We start from the raw sequence: 16,005 nt of genomic DNA on the forward strand, positions 1-16,005 counted from the left end.
AATCGTCATCGCGCTTTTGATTGAGCATGATCTTTTCGGAAAACCGCTACACACTTTTCCGGATCATGCTTTGTCGGGTTGGCCGGACTATCCGATCCGGCGGACCCAGTCGAACTCGTCGGCGATATCGCCGCGCTGGATGCCGACCAGCTTCGCCTTGATCGCGGTCGTGACCGGCCCGGTTGAGCCGTCGGCGATCACGATGTCGCCTTTGCTGCTCTTGATCTTGCCGATCGGGGCGACGACGGCGGCCGTGCCGCAGGCGAACGCCTCCTTTAGCCTGCCGCTCGCGGCATCCGCGCGCCACTGGTCCATCGCATAGCGCTCCTCGCGGACGGTGCGGCCCTCCTTGCGCGCCAGTGTGATGATGGCGTCGCGGGTGATGCCCGGCAGGATCGTGCCGGAGAGCGGCGGCGTCACCAGCGAGCCGTCGTTCATCACCAGGAAGACGTTCATGCCGCCGAGCTCTTCGACCCAGCGATGCTCGGCCGCGTCGAGGAACACGACCTGGTCGCAGCCGTTCTCCATGGCTTCGGCCTGCGCGAGCAGGCTCGCTGCATAATTGCCGCCGCATTTGACCGCGCCCGTGCCGCCCTCGGCGGCGCGGGTGTAGCGGTCGGAGAGCCACACGGTCACAGGCTTCTCGCCGCCCTTGAAGTAGGAGCCGACGGAGCTTGCGATCAGGATGAACAGATATTCGTGGGACGGCCGGACGCCGAGGAAGGCTTCGGTTGCGAACATGAAGGGCCGCAGATAGAGGCTGCCGTCGCCCTTCGGGATCCAAGCGGAATCGATCTTCACCAGTTCGTCCACGGCCTGCAGGAACACGGCTTCGGGCAGGTCCGGCATGCTCATGCGAGCGGCCGATGCCTGGAAGCGGCGCGCGTTCTGCTCTGGACGGAACAGCGCGATGGAGCCGTCGCCGAGATTATAGGCCTTCAGGCCTTCGAAGATTTCCTGCCCATAGTGCAGGACGGCGGCGGCTGGATCGAGTGGGATCGGCGCGCGGGCACTCACCTCAGCGTTGTGCCAGCCGCGGTCCTTCGTCCAGCGGATCGTCACCATGTGGTCCGTGAAGACCTTGCCGAAGCCCGGATCCTTCAACAAGTCCGCCCTGACGTCGGCCGCCACCGGCCGGTCCGTTGGGCGGCGGGAGAAGGTGAAGGCGGTCTTGGAATGGGCATTCATCGAAAAATCCCTGCAAAGCGCGCGCGGGTCTCGCGCGGGGAATGGTTTCGATACGCCCTGTGCGGCTCAAGTCAAGCGTGCACCGGGAATGTCCGGTTGGCAGATTGGCAAGTTGAGACAACGGGCCGCGCGCATGCGCGTCCCGTTGTCTTTGTCCGTCCTGCTCTTGAGCGCGCTAGCGCGACAGCGCAATGTTGGCGGCACGGAATTGGCTGTCGGCCCGCATCGAAACCGACTGATGGGCTCCACGGGTGGCGAGCGCGATGCTGGCGTTGAAGCCACCGGTCGAGGCGACCACCTGGAAGCTGCCATTGCCGCCGCGGCCCTGCAGCGTGCCGCTGATATTTCGGCTGCTCTCGCTCCAGGTGCCGCTGACCGTGCCACCGGCCTCGGCCACGACGCGTCCTTCGAGATTGAACTTGTAGGCGTCGCTAGCGCAGGTCAGCACCAGGCTCAACTCAGGACCCGCGACGCCGTAAGTGGCGCGGCAGCGGAGGCGCTCGGTCGAGCCGTCGTCGAGCGTCACGGTGCCGCCGCCGGCCCAGCGACCGGCCATGCCGGCGAAGGGGCCCGATTGCGCTTGCGCAGGAAGGGCGGAGAGCCCTGCGCCAAACAAAACGGCAGCCGCCACGAGCAGCCGCCGCGAGGTGGTTAAAAAATTCTCGCCAAAATTATTGCCGCGACGCTTCCCAGCGGCCGCTGCACGGTATCCCTGCTGAAGCCCCATTCCACTTACCCGATCCGGCGTTGCCATTGAGTTGTCCGTTCGCATAAGCACCGTTGATTGAAACGCGCACAAGTCCCTCGCGTCCGATGCTGCCGGAGACGTTCTGGCCGGCGGCGGAAATCTTACCGTCCGTGACGGTAAGCGTCGAGCTTGCGGAGGGCTCACAGCTGCCGCTCTTGGTCACGATCGTGACATGCCAGAGGCCGTCATATGCTGACTGGGCAAAGGCCGGAGCGGTCGCGCCGACCGCGAGAACGGAAGCACAAAAATACGCAAGCCTGCGATTGAGACGCATAATTCAAATTTCCTTCAATGTGGTGTGATGACCGCCTTATTCGGGTCAAATGTGACGAAAATTTGCTGCGTTGCCATAATTTTGAAATATTAACGTAAATCCAATGGGTTAATACTCACCCGAGTCTGGTTTCGGAGGGCGGATTCTGGGGAAAAGCCGCCGTTTCGACAGGCATCTCGCAGCGCTTCAGACTCAGTGCGGCGAGACACTCGGTGCCTTGGTCGCGAACTCTTCGTCCTGCGGCTTGGCAGGGAGTTCGTTGTAGGTCTTGGCGTAGTCGATGACACGGGCGAGCAGTTTCTGGCCGAGCGGGGCCAATGCGCGCTCCCACAATTCGCGCGCGGTCTCGCCCTTCTTCACAAAGCACCACTCTTGCGCTGCGATCGCGCCCGCATCCATGCGCTCGGCAAGGTGATAGACGGTGCCGCCGGCAATCGGATCGCCTTCTTTGATGGTCCATTCCACTGCAGCGATGCCGCGATGGCGGGGCAGCAGCGAGGGATGATAGCCAATGCCACCGAGTTTTGCGGCGGCCACGGCCTCCTTGGTGACGCGCGCGTGGCTGTGCGCGGCCACGATCAGGCCGGTGTTGGGCGCGATCTCGGAAGCGACCACGCGCTTCGGATCGGCCTGCACCACGACCTCGACGCCGGCGGCGCGGGCGGCCGCGGCCAGGCGGTCCTCGCCGTCATGCACTACGACGCGTGCGATCTCGACCCCGTGCTCCCTGAACATGTTGAAGGTGCTCACGCCGAAATGGCGGGAGCCGACGAGGGTGATCCGCATGGTGTTCCTTTCACGGACGGGAAGAACTTGCCGGTCGATAGCACGCCGTTGCGGCGGCCGTGGTCGTTGCAGCCGTCGTTATCAACAAGCGGCTTTGCGACGAGAGATCAAGTTTTTTGCAAACAGCTTAAGCGGAGGTAGCGAGTTCCGGTTTTCAAACCAGGCAAAGACAGTTCTTTAAGTGTCTGATGCCAATATAAAAAGGCCGCACCGCCGCGCGGCCGGATAGCCGGGCGCCGCGCCTGTCAAAGAACCTACCCCAGGGCACGCGCGCTCGGCTATTTGCCGTTTGACTCCAGCACGCGGCCCTTCGGCCGCGCACCAGTCTCCGAAACGGCTTCTGCTTTAAGGCAAGATGCCTCCGGTGACGAGCCTGAATCGGAACCGCGCGGGCAAAGCTCTATCGTGGGCCCAGCACGTGCCAGACGAGTGCGAGCACCGCGACCAGCAGCAAGGCCATGATCAGGCGGTGCCAGTTTCCTTTCATCTGATTTGCGTACTAGTCAGAGGATTCCAGGCGCCGCACCGTCACGAGAGCCTCGCGGCACAATTGGGCGAACCAGATCAGGAGCGTGCTGCCCAGTAGAAACAGGGTGAAGTTGTTGTAGTCGGCCAGTGTCAACGGGCCGAACTCGAATTCCGGCGGCATGAAGCCCCACCAGACGATCGGAACTGCGAGAAGGGCTGCGCAGGCACCGGCGGGAACGCCAGCGAGCAGGCTCGCCAACAGCACGGCCGGAAGGAAGGTTGCGAAGTAGACGGTGGCGCCCAACCAATCCAGCAGCATGCGCAGGCCAACCGCAGCGCCAAGCACGGACAGTACGACCATGAATGCCGCAGTCGACCACGGCCTGAATTTCAGGATTCGATGAACGGTCTGGACTCCATTGCTCAACGCTTCGCCCCCGGCTCTTTTTATTGAGCGAGCCGCCCCAACCGGCCGCGCGCGATAGCGTTAGCGCCGGTGCAAAGGTTCTGCAACAGGGAAGGGAACTGCTGCAGTGCGGCTGAGCAATTGCGAAATAAGCAGGCAACTCGTCTACGTTTCGAGAAAGCGACCTGAGGCGCGACCATGCGCGGCTTGGTTGCTTAGTGGACAGATCGGCCGCGCGCGCTGAATTACGCTTGTTTCTGGGCTCCGGTGCGTGACGCTGCGGAGACTCGCTTGACTTGCTCCCCGCTTGCGCTCGTCGCAGCGGGGATTTTTCTTTGTGGCTCGAGCCGCCCCACTCGTGTTGTGCGTCGCGCTACAGTGCTCGGTGCGGCTTTAAATCGCAGGGAGACAAAAAGCGCAGGGAGACAATTGAAGAAGCTATTCGCGGCAGTGCTGCTCTCGGGGAGCATCCTGAGTTTTGCCGCGGCCAATGCGGCCGACGGATGCGGTCCCGCACAACACGTCTCAAGGCATCCGTATCGTTGATGGCTAGGGTTTCACGCCGCGTAGCATGCGCGCCGAACGCCCCTGGACGACATGGCAAAACCGCCATGCAATGTCGGATTCCTCGGGAAACTTGGGGGTCTGTTTCCCGAACTGGGGCTGCACTTGCCGAATGTCTGGCCGTTGCAGTGCTTGCCAACGCAGCTAGTGCGTCTGGTAGGCCTCGATGGCGTGCGCGATGAAGATACCCGCGCTGAACATTCCGATCAGTGCCGTTGCGACCTCGATCATTGTACTCGTCCTCAACGCTGGTCCCTGCTTCTCTTGATAAGGTTCTTAGCGGCCTCCCGGTTTCAGGACGATTTCGTCAATCGCTAAAAATGGTTTCGTCGTCCGTGTCGCGGCCTTGCCGCCACCGGGTCCCAAGCTGCCGCGTCTCGCCGGCGCGCCCTTCTGGCGGAACGGACATGTGTGCACCGCAAAAATCCCGTGTAACTACGGGGTCGTTTGGCATGCGCTTCGCATCTAACTGCCTGAGCAATCCACTTATTCCAGCTTGGAGCACACATGGGTGAAGTGACCCGATTTGTCTCGAAGGCCGAGCTTGAGCGCGCGCGCCTGATCCGCGAAGCCCGCGCGATTTATGACAGCATTTTTCCGCCCGACGACCGCGCTGCAACCGAGCGGCGGGAACGGAGCGAAGAGCGGTAGCAGGGTGGGTGATCAGGCAGGCCGCGGCCGGCCCGCGGAACGCGATCGCGCAGAGCCGGCGCCAGGGTCTTCTGTTTCCCGAAGTGTCGACACGCCCGCGTGAGAGGAGGGCGATTGTGCCGCTGTGCGGGCATGGCTCGCGGAGCGAGTAACGTATTTGGCCCGCTTCTTGCTGAGAATTGGCACGGGCAGGACGCGAACAAGGAGGTGCTACCGACAACAACGCTGGAAGCTTGAGCCATGTCCGCTTTGATCCGATTATCCGTCGGCTTTGCCATCCTCGTGGTCGCTGCGCAGCACGCGCACGCCCGCGACCCCGATGGCAGATATGCCAACTCTCCGCTGCATGCCTGGTTCGAGCAGCTCGCAAGCAAGAAGGGACGCTGCTGCTCCGACGCCGATGGCCGGGCGCTGTCGGATGTCGATTGGACCTCGCATGACGGTCACTACCGCGTGCAGATCGACGGCGAATGGGTCGACGTGCCCGATGAGGCCCTGATCACCGAACCCAACCGCGCCGGTCCAACGATGGTCTGGCCGACCTGGCTCGATGGCCATCCGCAAGTGCGCTGCTTCCTGCCCGGCGGCATGGGCTGATCAAGCGGCGCATATGCACGCAGTGGGACTGCAACGCAGTTACGTGCGAGAAATGCCGCGCTCGCGCGACCGCTGAAGGTCGGCGCGGCGGTGGCCTCGGGTCATTTACCGGCGGGAAAGACTTGTGCCGTTAAATGCGGCATGGGGTTGCTGAAGCTGGAAGTTCGAGACAGGCATGGGAAGCTGTTGCCGCAGTTCTGCGATGACGTCCTTGATCAAAAGCTTCCCGTCGATCACACGCGTTTGGCGCAATCGTTCCTGCAATTGATCCGTAGCGGCGGCGCTCAGGAGATCGCGCACAGCGTCCACTTCCTGCGCGAAGGCCGGGAAATCGGATTTTGGTCGCTCGACCGCGACGGCCTGGAGGCGGTGGTTGCCACGGCGAGGCAGCTCGAGGCAACCAAACAGCGTCCACAGCCGCGTCTCCGCCTCGTGCATTCGCGCGGCTGCCAATCCTGATCGTTGCCCGCACCTTTCGGAGTTCGGCCCGCCATCATCCGTCAACCCGGCGTCTTCATCTCGTCGAGATGCTGCCAACCTAACCGGCGGACAGCGTCCTCGGTGGATCGTACAGATCGAAAATCCGGTTGAGCCCATATACAGCGCCAATGGACAGCAGCACTCCGACAACGAGAGCCGCCGTGGTCGCCAGCACGAATTCCTTGACGTCGATTGCTTTTCGAGACATCGGCCTTCCGCAGGATTGCTGGGCCTACCCCAAGTTGAATCAATCATGTTTTTCGTGATTCGAACATGTGGAACAGTACGAAGGCTGCGGCTGACTGCAGCTCGAGCCACGGCGAACCAAGCGATAGGCGCTGTACAACGTGAAGAACCGCGCTCAGCCGCCCCGCGCCGGCTCCGCCATGATCTTCAGCCGCTGCGCCTGGGCGCATTCGTCCTCGATCTTGAAATAGCGCGCGACAGCCCGCGCGCCGACGTCGAGCGGATGGCGTTCGCCGGGCCGTCGGTCGGCCAGCATCCGCAGCTTGTCGGCGGCACCGTTGAATTCGGACTGATTGTTGATGATGACGGTCGCGCCCGCGGCGGAGGCCAGCGCAGCTAGCCGGCGCTCGGACGCCAGATATTGGTCGAAATGCGCGACGTCGTTGGGGAAATTGAATTCCGTGCCGCCGGAATAGACTGCCGTCAGCGGCTTGCCCCGATCATGCACCTGGAAAATGCCGGAGATCGTTCCGGGCGTGTGACCCGGAGTCGCGTAGAGCGTGACCGTGCGGTTGCCGAGCGTGATTGTCATGCCGTCGGTGGCAACGATGTCCCGCTTCGGCTTGCCGGTCGGATAGCCATGGAGCGAGCCTTCGATGAGGTCCCAATCGCCTGTCACGATGTGCGCGCCGTAGCGCGACTGGAACAGGTAGGCCCCACCGGACTCGCCGCGATGGCCATGGGAGACGATGACGTATTTCACCTTCGCCGGGTCAAGGCCCAGCTTCTGCATACCGCCGATCAGGAGGTCCTCGGCATCATAGACATTCGCCGTATCGTAGAGGATGTAGCCGTCGCTTGACGTCAGCAGCCACGCGGACACGCTTTCGGTTCCCATCCAGTAGAGGTCATCGAACGCCTTCTTCGGCTGCATGTAGGTCGCCTTGCGATCCGGGTCCTCGCGCGGGGCAGGGGCGTCCAGAGGAGGCGCGCCGCGCTGCGGCGCAACACAGAGAGCCGTCACGAGGCCATAGAAGTCGGGTGTGTTGTCGCGGCCGCCCGCGGCACTCTTGCCCGCGGCGAGGTGGCCTTCGATGGTGTCCGGGACGGCCGGCGATTGGGTGCCGGCGGAGCTCAAGGTCAGGAGGGCCAGCATGCCGACGGTTCGGCGGATCGATGACTGCATGGCGGCTCCTCATGTCTCTTTTTTGTTTTTGGTGCGCGGCAGAAGCGAGTGCACTTCTAGTATCGCTCTACATCACAAGCAAAAAGATATCCAACACCTCGCTCGGTCAGGATCATCTGGGGCGAGCTGGCGTTGGGCTCTAATTTCCGTCTTAACCGAACCACCTGAACGTCGATGCTTCGATCAATGACGTCCTCGTGGACGTGTGTCGCTTGCACCAGATACGCGCGGGTGAGAGGTCGTCGAGGCGCATCGAGAAATGCGACCAGCAACGCGTATCGACCTTTCGTCAAACGTACCGGCATCCCGCTTGGATCGATCAGTTGGCGCTTGGCACGCTGAAGCTGCCAGCCTCCGAAGCGGTAACCGCCACGGTCTGTTTGGCGGCCTCGTCCAGGCCTGGCCATCTGTCGCCGTCGCAATTTCGCCCTGACCCGGGCGAGCAATTCTCGTAACGCAACAGGCCCGGCAATGTAGTCGTCTGCACCGAGCTCGAGGGCAACGACACCATCGGTCCCGTTTGGAGCATGATCCATGATGATGATTGGCAGGTTGGAGTGAGACCTGATCTCTCTCACGACGTCCAGCCGATGATGCTGTGCCGATCGCAAGCTGAGAAGGATCAGGGATAGCTCGCTCATTGCCAGAAGGCGGGGGACGCTTGGGGAACTCGATGCGGAGACAACTGAAAACCCGTGCTCCTCGAGATAGTGCGCAATGACGTCGTGCATTTCCAGATCGTCGTCCATGACGAGAATGCGACCTGCACTCGTGGTGCCGAGGTGCGCGCTGCCTGTCTGTTGCTGTTGGTCATGACTGCTGGCGCGGTAGTCTATCGTCATGCCAAAATATCCTTTCTGACTGAATATCGGAAAATGCTTCAAGGCCGGTCGCGGCCGGCTCATCAAGGCAACGCACGTTGGATGGATGGCTGTGCTTGCGGTGCAAGACAGATCCGGCTATTTGCACGGGCTGCCGGCGAACGTTGGGATCGATGCACAACTAGGTGTCAGAGAAATTTCAGGTAGACTTCGCTTGCTGACATCATAATTTAATGAGCGATAACAATCTGGGGCCTGTGGAGCGCGGGGATGGATCGTATCCAAGCTATGCGCGTGTTCATGCGGATTGTGGAAGCCGGGAGCTTTGCTCAAGCGTCGCGCGACCTGCAGATCCCACGACCGACCGTCACTCATATTATTCAAGAACTCGAAGCGCTGCTTGGGACCCGGCTGCTTGAACGAACGACGCGTCACGTCAGCCCGTCACCTGACGGCAGGGTCTATTTCGAGCGATGCTCCCGCCTTATCGCGGAGCTTGAGGACATCGAGAGCACGTTCCGCGCAGCCAAGCCAAGCGGGCCGCTGCGCGTGGATCTTCAAGGCACGCTTGCCCGCCATTTCGTCGTGCCGGCGCTGCCGCAATTTGTGCAGCGTTATCCTGATATCGAGCTGCGTCTCGGGGAGGGCGATCGCATGGTCGACCTGATACCGGAGGGGATCGATTGCGCCTTGAGGGCAGGCGAGCTGACGGATTCGTCGCTGATCGGCCGCCCCGTGGCGGCGCTTGAACAGGTGACTTGCGCGAGCCCGGCCTATCTTGCACGGCACGGCGCGCCCAAGTCGCTCAAGGACCTGACCGCGCACCACATGGTGCGCTACATCTCTCCATCGACAGGGCAACCGCTTCCGCTGGTGTTTCGTCAAGCCGGAGAATTGCGGCTGGTGCCGCTGGATGGCACACTGTCGGTCACCGGAGCGGAGATTTATACGGCTGCAGCCATCGCGGGCTTCGGACTGATCCAGGTGCCGCGCTATCGAATCACGGAGCAGCTTCGGCACGATGCGCTTCGCCTGGTGTTGCCGGATCTCGCACCGCCTCCCATGCCGGTCTCGGTCGTTTATGCCCAGAATCGGCATCTTTCGTCGCGCATCCGTGTGTTTGTCGACTGGGTTCGCGACATCTTCGCCGCCGCCACCACAGGATCGGACTCTCTGGCCGGGCAGTCCGTGGCCGTTTAAAACGCCTGATAGCCAACTCGATACTGGTTAGCCAAAACAACGGTCGCCGCCACGGTTGCAGGCGAGCGGACGAATACATTGCGAAAGCAACGTGACAGGGTTCAGGACGAGCGACTGGTTTCCACTGTAACCAGAAGTCCAGGTCTTGAAACGGCCCGGCAACAATCTCTTGCGATGCTGTCACGCATACCAACACGAGCTGGACCGAGATGAGCAACCGAGCAGAAGACGAAATCGCGCTGCAGGCCTATAAGAGATCGCCAGCGTTGGACAACTCGACATGGTACAAGGGCCTTCTGTTGAGCCAGATGGCGGGAGCCACCGACAATAACGGCGCGTTTGACATCATGATTGTCAAGATGCGGCGAGGCACTGAGCCTCCGCCTCACGTCCACTCGCGGGAAGATGAGTTCTTTTACCTGCTTGGGGGCAAATTGGATGTGTATGTCGACGGCAAGGTCTTTCACATGACGGAGGGCGACTGCATGTTTCTTCCGCGTCGCAAGCCACATGCAGTCCGGGCTACAACTGAGGAAGTACATAACATGGTGTTTGTTATACCCGGTGGCTTCCAGGACGCGGTCAACAAGATGAACGCGCCAGCCGGGCGGATGGAAGTGCCCGACGATACCGATATTGCGACTTATGCGAATTCAGACCTCACGGCGACGATCAAGCTGTTCGAGCAATATGGGCTACGATTTCTGACTCCGGATGAGATCCGCGCCGAAATGCCTGAATATCCGACCTCGTAGGGCTGCCGAGGCTCTGCATCGACAAGATTGGTCTCGCTCGCTCCGATCGCTCGCGAGCGAAAATGCAGGTCTGCAGTTGTTGAACGGCGCCGACCGAGAACAATCTGTTTCGTTGAAGCACGGGTCCAAGATTGCCGTCGAATAACGCCCGGGAATTCAGCGTCGGACGCGCCGCCTTTGCCGCCACCATCGGCAACATGCTCGAGTTCTACGACTTCTTCACCTACAGCTTTTTTGCCATCGACATCGGGCGCGCCTTTTTCCCCGTGCAAAGCGCCTATGGCAGCCTGATGCTGTCGCTGGCGACCTTTGGCGCCGGTTTTGTCACGCGGCCGCTTGGCGGGATCGTGCTAGGGACCTATTCCGACCGCGTCGGCCGGCGTCCGGCTATGCTCTTGAGTTTTGCCTTGATGGGGCTGGCGATCCTGACCGTCGCGCTGACCCCATCCTACAGCGGGATCGGCCTTGCCGCGCCGGTCATCGTGATCGTCGCGCGCATGGTGCAGGGATTCGCGCTGGGCGGCGAGGTCGGGCCGACCACGGCCTATCTCATGGAAATCGCGTCGCCCGAGCGGCGGGCTCTGGTGGTGTCGTGGCAGCCGAGCAGCCAGGGGATCGCCGCGGGCATCGGCGCGCTGGTCGGCGTCATCCTGAGCAAGACGATGGCGCCCGGGGCACTCGAAGCCTATGGCTGGCGCATCGCGTTCCTGATCGGCGTGCTCTGCCTGCCCATCGGACTCTGGATGCGCTCTTCCTTGCCCGAAACGGTTCCACAGGATGGCGGCAGAACGGCGGACGCGGAGCATGCGGGCCACCTGGCGCTGGCGCGCCGGCATGTGCGTCTGATCGTGCTGGCCGTGATGATCCTGGCGAGCGGCGCGATTGGGACCTATGTGACGCATTACATGACGACCTTTGCCCAGAGCACGCTGCATGTCGCGGCGCCGCTGGCGTTCACTGTGTCGGTCGTGAGCAGTGGTCTCTCGATTGCCGGCACGCTGCTGGGCGGCTGGCTCGCCGATCGCTTCGGCCGCAGGCCCGTGATGATCTGGCCTCGGCTGGCCGCCTTGCTGCTGACCTATCCGACCTTCCTGTGGATGGTGCATGCGCCGGGCCCATTGTCGCTCCTGTTCGGCTTTGGCGGGTTATCGCTGATCGGCTCGCTGCCGTTCCCCGCGTTCTACGCGGCCATTACCGAGGGCCTGCCGCAGGAGATTCGCGGCGGCGTGTTCGCCACCCTCTACGCCGTCGTGATCGCGAGCTTCGGCGGCACCGCACAGCTCGTGGTCACCTGGCTCATTCACGTCTCGGGAGATCCGCTTGCGCCGTCCTGGTATCTGCTGCTTGCGGGGACCGTCGGGTTTGTCGCGATGGCGTTGATGCCGGAAACCGCGCCGGCAAAGGTCGGGCGGCGGCGGTGAAAGCGCGATGTGTCTTGGCACGACGAACCGGCAATTGCAGTGCAGATCAGGTCGGGAGATTGTTCTTTTCGACGTGGCGCTTGGTGTTATTGGCGAGGCTCGGTACGGCGCCTTCTGAGATGGTCGTCCACGAGAAGCGGGTTACGATTTTGGGCCAGGTAGAACTCGACTGGCGAGGCGGTCAGTGCCCAAACAAGCGCAACGACCCACCCGATCAAGGTCCAACCAAGGACCAGGTTGAGGATTATGATCGAAGCGGCCTTGTGGTGAGCTCGCTTGCACGCAATCGACGCCGGAATGAAATAAAGCAAAAGCAACGTGGAAAATAGTAGCTCGATCACTGGTCCTCCTCAACGAAATGCATTTGCGCAGAGGGTAGAAACTAGCAACGCAAAAAGGGGCTCCTTTAACGGGTCAAAACTGAACCGAGACACTGGGAGGCGAAGTCAGGACAGCGCCGTTTCGCCGCTGAAGCATCCACCGGCTCCGTTCATTTATGAAACGGCAACCCGCAATATGCCGAGCGGCCGCCGGGCTCAAAATCGATCCGAGCTTAAAAGCAGACCAGCCCCGGTCATTGAATGTTACCGGCAGTTCGACCGATTCGAATGTTCGATAACGGACGTTCCCAGGCAGGAACCAAACCGATTGTTGCAAAGCGGAGACAGCATGATTCTCACGCCGCTTGGGGTTAAAGGTCAGAAGATTTTGGGCGCGGCGCGCAAGGCCCATCATGCCATGCGGCGTGCTTCACTGAATCGCGTCGACACGGAGTCGGTAACGGCCCGGTCCCAAAATCTAGCGCTGATGGCCGAGACCAATTCCAAGCTTCAAGGCCTTCTGTCTCAGCGACCCGATAGACCGTTTCATCTGCTTTGAGATCTTGGATACGGGCGTTCTTGCCTTCGAGTGCTGCTTCAGCAGCTTGATATCAGCTGGAGTGTAGAGGTTGCGCGCCGGTTTCTTCTTTTTTGCCTTGGCCACTTTGTTCTCCTCGAATAAAGGCGGCCTACATAGCACGTGCGACCAGGTCTTCAAGCGATCGGCGTCGCGCTGGCGAGATTTGTGGGCAAACGAGCTTTTTAAATCCTCGCCGTCCTTGATGAAGACGCTGGCATTATGTTGAATGCCTGCCTTTCGATTCGGCGGTCAGTCGCCGCATGATATCGTCGGCCTGCTCTTTGGTCAGATTGACCATCGGACGGGTCCCGATGATTGCAGGTGCCTTGCGCTGTCGGTCGTAGACCATCCAGCCCTTCGCGCCCTGGCGTACCAAAAACTCGATAAAGGAGGCGGCTCGTTGGGCATTCTGCGAGGCTTCTAAGCGCTTGCGAAAGTAACTGGAAATGTTGTCACCAAGCGTTGGGGCAACCTATCGCCGGGAAATGAAAGCGCAATAAAACTCGCTTGTTAAGATTGATGCTGGAGCCGGACGTTAAATCCGGAACCTGGGCGCGGAGCAGGGATCGAAAGGCAAGTTTGTCTGTTACTCTGCCTCTCTAGCGAGCTCGCGCATTAGTAGTGAACAAACTCACTGGCGAGATGACCCACATGTTCGAATGCCGCTGCGGTGAGCGCATTTGGGACGACTAGAGCTGCCTCAGGGCTTATGCCCAGTGCCAGGGCAGGGGCTTCGGTCCCGGGCCTGTCGCTCTAGCCGCGCAAAAGGCTGGTCACGGCCTGGTGTAAAACCTGAGTGTAACGGCCGTCATTGTATTGAGAATCAACAACGTAAAGGATGGCTCCAGCCACCAACGCGGCAATAAGTCCTTTCACGGGTACCTCCCCGCTTGAATCCGCTGATAGCAATGGGCCGCCGGCGGTGACCTCGAAAACACCGGCGGCCCAGGCCGAACAATTGAAATGGCGGTCGCGCATCGCGATCGCCTTGTCCGTCCCTGCCTCCATGGCGGGGCCACTCTATAAGAAGAAGCTGACATGAGCCTTACAGGGCACGAAGCCTCGATCCTGCGCTTGCTCGGTCGATAGAGGTTTTCAAGCCCGCTTCAACTCGGCGCGGGTTTTTGTTTTGCTCTTGTCAGGCTCGGTGATGTGCAGGCTCTTTCTTTCCGGCCCCTGCTTTCGCGATGCGGTCCGGCCCACCGGTTGGGAAAATCGAGCGGCCCACCGCCGATCGCACCGTCTTTGAAGGTCCAGGGGGATGCTACTCATAACAGCTCCGGCTTTTTGGTGATTTGACGCTCCATCGCCAAGCAATTTCCCGGAGTCGTGCGATTGGCGCTTGGCCCAACTGTGTTCCGAATAAGGACAGAGTCGAATTCCCGACAGTGTTGGATTCCGATCACACCATCGCGGGGCCAGCCAGTACAGGCGGGAGCGCACCTGTCTCTTAATGACGGGGCCCTAAGCAAAGCTCTTGACGGCGATGGAGACTCGATCAGGAGAAGCGCGATCTGTTCAAAAACTTGGGACCTGGGAAATTCACAGCGCGGACACCCTCGCCAAATAGGGTCAGCACCCGCTGTCCCGAGGGACATGTCGCCGAGGTCGCCTACTGAGGCGGCCTTACTTTCTGGGGTTTCAGAGACGTCTCGGTTCCGGCTGGAATCTTGGTGCGGCTGGCTCAAAAGATATACGCGGAGGATACGGAGCGCGAACAAAGCAGGTGCAAATACCTACTCAGATAGATGAACGGATCGCGGCGACTTCGCGACCGCAGCGAACAAACTAAGGCACTGATAGTCCAAAAAAATACGCCGCCGGGCTTGAAATGTCCTGGTCCCGGCGGCTTCTGTTCCAAGCTGGGACGCTGAAATTCCCACAAACCAAACTTGGCAATGGCCGTGCCACTGCACCAGCTGTCGGCAAAGAGTAGGGCGCGGGGTCGATTCAGAGAGAACTCGAACACGGGTACCTTTGCGCAAGTTCCGGATCGACATAGCCACGGCTGTCGAGCCATTCGTGCGGGCAATACCGAAGGTCCCCGCCAATCAGAAGGCCGTCGCGCCTGATTGCTTCAGGCGTGCCTATCCTCCCCGTCCAGACTTCATTTCCGGTCCTGATATTAAAGCGCACTGCATCGAAGACCACAGTATCGTTGCTCATCGGAAAAATCCTTGATCAAAATTGTCTCGAACCGCGAATCACTAAGAGCATCATCCCAAGCACGATGCGACACAAGAGAGGTTTCGCCGGTGGATGAGTGCGACGACGCAATTGATATCGTCGCTGGGGCGATCAACGATCGGAGCAACTGATCCGGGGGGAGCTCATGTTCCAAGAACTGATCGACGACTACCGACGTCAGGCCGCGCAGTTCATGGCCGACGCGCTTGAACTCGAGTCAGGCCTCGGGCGCCTGGATGACCAGGACCGAGACCGGTCGGCAGCAGCCGTTGCACGCAAGCGGGGGCTTGCCCAGATGTTGTTTGGACTGGCCGAGGCCTATGAAGAGGAAGACCGTTGAGAGCAAAGCTCAGGGCGCGGAGCTTCGGTCTCAGCAGCGTTGGATGCGGTGATCGAGTGCCCGCATCCACGGCTGACAGGCGGTTCCAAGGCAGTCTTCGCAATCTTTGCCGTGTTCGTTCATCCTAATTCCTCGTCGAGGCGCAATTGCCTCGACGAAGGGGATCGGAGGCGTTCTGGAATCTACGGCAACGCAACCATCAAAATCAGGCGCTGCGGTCCGTCAGGACCAAGGCGGCTCGTCGCCAAGAGTTGTCATGTCGGCGATTGTCACGCCCGCCCAATGCAAGCCGGCCGACAAGACGGTTTTTACGGACGCAGGATCGAATCCGAGATCCCTGAGATTTGGCGGATGAATGTCGGCCTGGGCGCCGTTCAACCGAATGGCCACGTGCAAATGCTGACAGAGGTGCTCGACAATTCGATTGACTTGATCATCTGTCATGCTCGGCCTCCCTGCTTATACCGTGCTTCTTTTTACAGCCGCACGATTCCGCAACCCTAAGGACGGGCGCAAGCAAATTCAGCCGATGAAGCCGGCCGGTTGGCGAGAATTGCTCGTCCAACGGCGAAGATGCGTCGTTGGCAGGGATTTGGACCATCAACCAGCGGCGAGCGTTGACTGTGAGCCAACCGGTTCCCGTTCAATGGCAGATCTGGCGGCTGGCATCATTCGAGCTCCAGTCCGCGGGCATGCGCGAAGGCATTCGTTCGCCCCAGGGAGTTCGGGACGGGCCTCGCAGACCCGGCGACAGTCGTCGCAGCGTAGGCAACGTACCATGCCCGTGAGATGGGCCTCGGCGATGCAAATCCAGAATCCGGATCTGGCCCGGACAACCCCCGCCGGG

At 60.8% G+C, this 16,005-nt stretch carries 20 protein-coding genes; 6 read left to right on the forward strand and 14 right to left on the reverse strand.

Annotated elements, in window-relative coordinates:
* Positions 1-87: 87 nt before the first annotated feature.
* From A3AI_RS0128595 to A3AI_RS0128620, 5 genes are all read right to left on the reverse strand, one after another.
* Complete coding sequence (locus A3AI_RS0128595; RefSeq protein ID WP_024518876.1) at positions 88-1,188, reverse strand: branched-chain amino acid aminotransferase; 1,101 nt, start codon at positions 1,186-1,188, stop codon at positions 88-90.
* A 175-nt stretch (positions 1,189-1,363) separates the two neighbouring features.
* On the reverse strand, positions 1,364-1,915 hold the full coding sequence (locus tag A3AI_RS0128600) for a hypothetical protein (protein ID WP_024518877.1): 552 nt from the start codon (positions 1,913-1,915) through the stop codon (positions 1,364-1,366).
* On the reverse strand, positions 1,860-2,210 hold the full coding sequence (locus A3AI_RS49430; RefSeq protein WP_084801041.1) for a hypothetical protein: 351 nt from the start codon (positions 2,208-2,210) through the stop codon (positions 1,860-1,862). Before A3AI_RS49430 ends, A3AI_RS0128600 begins: the two co-directional genes overlap by 56 nt.
* 192 nt (positions 2,211-2,402) lie before the next feature.
* The gene (locus A3AI_RS0128610; protein WP_024518879.1) at positions 2,403-2,996 is read right to left on the reverse strand and encodes a formyltransferase family protein; all 594 of its coding nucleotides are present in this window, start codon (positions 2,994-2,996) and stop codon (positions 2,403-2,405) included.
* A gap of 499 nt (positions 2,997-3,495) precedes the next feature.
* Complete coding sequence (locus A3AI_RS0128620) at positions 3,496-3,825, reverse strand: DUF4118 domain-containing protein (protein ID WP_024518880.1); 330 nt, start codon at positions 3,823-3,825, stop codon at positions 3,496-3,498.
* Positions 3,826-4,941: 1,116 nt separating this feature from the next.
* Here A3AI_RS0128620 and A3AI_RS48870 point away from each other — a divergent pair.
* Together A3AI_RS48870 and A3AI_RS0128635 are read left to right on the forward strand one after the other, a co-directional pair.
* The gene (locus A3AI_RS48870) at positions 4,942-5,085 is read left to right on the forward strand and encodes a hypothetical protein (RefSeq protein ID WP_198030235.1); all 144 of its coding nucleotides are present in this window, start codon (positions 4,942-4,944) and stop codon (positions 5,083-5,085) included.
* Between the two features lie 240 nt (positions 5,086-5,325).
* Positions 5,326-5,682, forward strand: coding sequence for a hypothetical protein (locus A3AI_RS0128635; RefSeq protein WP_024518881.1), 357 nt, complete (start codon positions 5,326-5,328; stop codon positions 5,680-5,682).
* 105 nt (positions 5,683-5,787) lie between these two features.
* Here the strand turns inward: A3AI_RS0128635 and A3AI_RS48010 are convergent, their stop codons facing one another.
* The 4 genes from A3AI_RS48010 to A3AI_RS0128655 all read right to left on the reverse strand — a co-directional run bounded on the left by A3AI_RS48010 (position 5,788) and on the right by A3AI_RS0128655 (position 8,376).
* On the reverse strand, positions 5,788-6,120 hold the full coding sequence (locus A3AI_RS48010) for a hypothetical protein (protein ID WP_156927982.1): 333 nt from the start codon (positions 6,118-6,120) through the stop codon (positions 5,788-5,790).
* Positions 6,121-6,220: 100 nt separating this feature from the next.
* Complete coding sequence (locus A3AI_RS48015; protein WP_156927983.1) at positions 6,221-6,370, reverse strand: hypothetical protein; 150 nt, start codon at positions 6,368-6,370, stop codon at positions 6,221-6,223.
* 153 nt (positions 6,371-6,523) lie between these two features.
* On the reverse strand, positions 6,524-7,534 hold the full coding sequence (locus A3AI_RS43550) for an MBL fold metallo-hydrolase (protein ID WP_051382520.1): 1,011 nt from the start codon (positions 7,532-7,534) through the stop codon (positions 6,524-6,526).
* Between the two features lie 56 nt (positions 7,535-7,590).
* On the reverse strand, positions 7,591-8,376 hold the full coding sequence (locus A3AI_RS0128655) for a winged helix-turn-helix domain-containing protein (protein ID WP_024518884.1): 786 nt from the start codon (positions 8,374-8,376) through the stop codon (positions 7,591-7,593).
* A gap of 249 nt (positions 8,377-8,625) precedes the next feature.
* On the opposite strand from A3AI_RS0128655, the gene A3AI_RS0128660 reads away from it, so the two are divergent.
* The 3 genes from A3AI_RS0128660 (at position 8,626) to A3AI_RS0128670 (ending at position 11,731) form a co-directional block, all read left to right on the forward strand.
* Positions 8,626-9,555 (forward strand): LysR family transcriptional regulator, encoded by a 930-nt coding sequence (locus A3AI_RS0128660; protein ID WP_024518885.1) that lies wholly within the window; start codon positions 8,626-8,628, stop codon positions 9,553-9,555.
* 209 nt (positions 9,556-9,764) lie between these two features.
* On the forward strand, positions 9,765-10,310 hold the full coding sequence (locus A3AI_RS0128665) for a cupin domain-containing protein (protein WP_024518886.1): 546 nt from the start codon (positions 9,765-9,767) through the stop codon (positions 10,308-10,310).
* A 197-nt stretch (positions 10,311-10,507) separates the two neighbouring features.
* On the forward strand, positions 10,508-11,731 hold the full coding sequence (locus A3AI_RS0128670) for an MFS transporter (RefSeq protein ID WP_245286969.1): 1,224 nt from the start codon (positions 10,508-10,510) through the stop codon (positions 11,729-11,731).
* 86 nt (positions 11,732-11,817) lie between these two features.
* On the opposite strand, the gene A3AI_RS50310 is transcribed toward A3AI_RS0128670, so the two are convergent.
* The 4 genes from A3AI_RS50310 to A3AI_RS0128690 all read right to left on the reverse strand — a co-directional run bounded on the left by A3AI_RS50310 (position 11,818) and on the right by A3AI_RS0128690 (position 13,639).
* Complete coding sequence (locus A3AI_RS50310) at positions 11,818-12,072, reverse strand: superinfection immunity protein (protein ID WP_051382521.1); 255 nt, start codon at positions 12,070-12,072, stop codon at positions 11,818-11,820.
* 457 nt (positions 12,073-12,529) lie between these two features.
* The gene (locus tag A3AI_RS0128680) at positions 12,530-12,715 is read right to left on the reverse strand and encodes a hypothetical protein (protein WP_024518889.1); all 186 of its coding nucleotides are present in this window, start codon (positions 12,713-12,715) and stop codon (positions 12,530-12,532) included.
* Between the two features lie 133 nt (positions 12,716-12,848).
* Entirely contained in the window at positions 12,849-12,980 is a 132-nt protein-coding gene (locus A3AI_RS50020) for a hypothetical protein (protein ID WP_283807278.1), read from the reverse strand.
* Between the two features lie 404 nt (positions 12,981-13,384).
* The gene (locus tag A3AI_RS0128690) at positions 13,385-13,639 is read right to left on the reverse strand and encodes a hypothetical protein (protein WP_024518890.1); all 255 of its coding nucleotides are present in this window, start codon (positions 13,637-13,639) and stop codon (positions 13,385-13,387) included.
* Positions 13,640-14,963: 1,324 nt separating this feature from the next.
* Here A3AI_RS0128690 and A3AI_RS0128695 point away from each other — a divergent pair.
* Positions 14,964-15,158, forward strand: coding sequence for a hypothetical protein (locus tag A3AI_RS0128695; protein WP_024518891.1), 195 nt, complete (start codon positions 14,964-14,966; stop codon positions 15,156-15,158).
* Positions 15,159-15,380: 222 nt separating this feature from the next.
* Here the strand turns inward: A3AI_RS0128695 and A3AI_RS43560 are convergent, their stop codons facing one another.
* The gene (locus A3AI_RS43560; protein ID WP_036049860.1) at positions 15,381-15,602 is read right to left on the reverse strand and encodes a hypothetical protein; all 222 of its coding nucleotides are present in this window, start codon (positions 15,600-15,602) and stop codon (positions 15,381-15,383) included.
* Positions 15,603-16,005 lie beyond the last annotated feature (403 nt).

The organism is Bradyrhizobium sp. Tv2a-2 (assembly GCF_000472425.1).
Classification (GTDB): domain Bacteria; phylum Pseudomonadota; class Alphaproteobacteria; order Rhizobiales; family Xanthobacteraceae; genus Bradyrhizobium.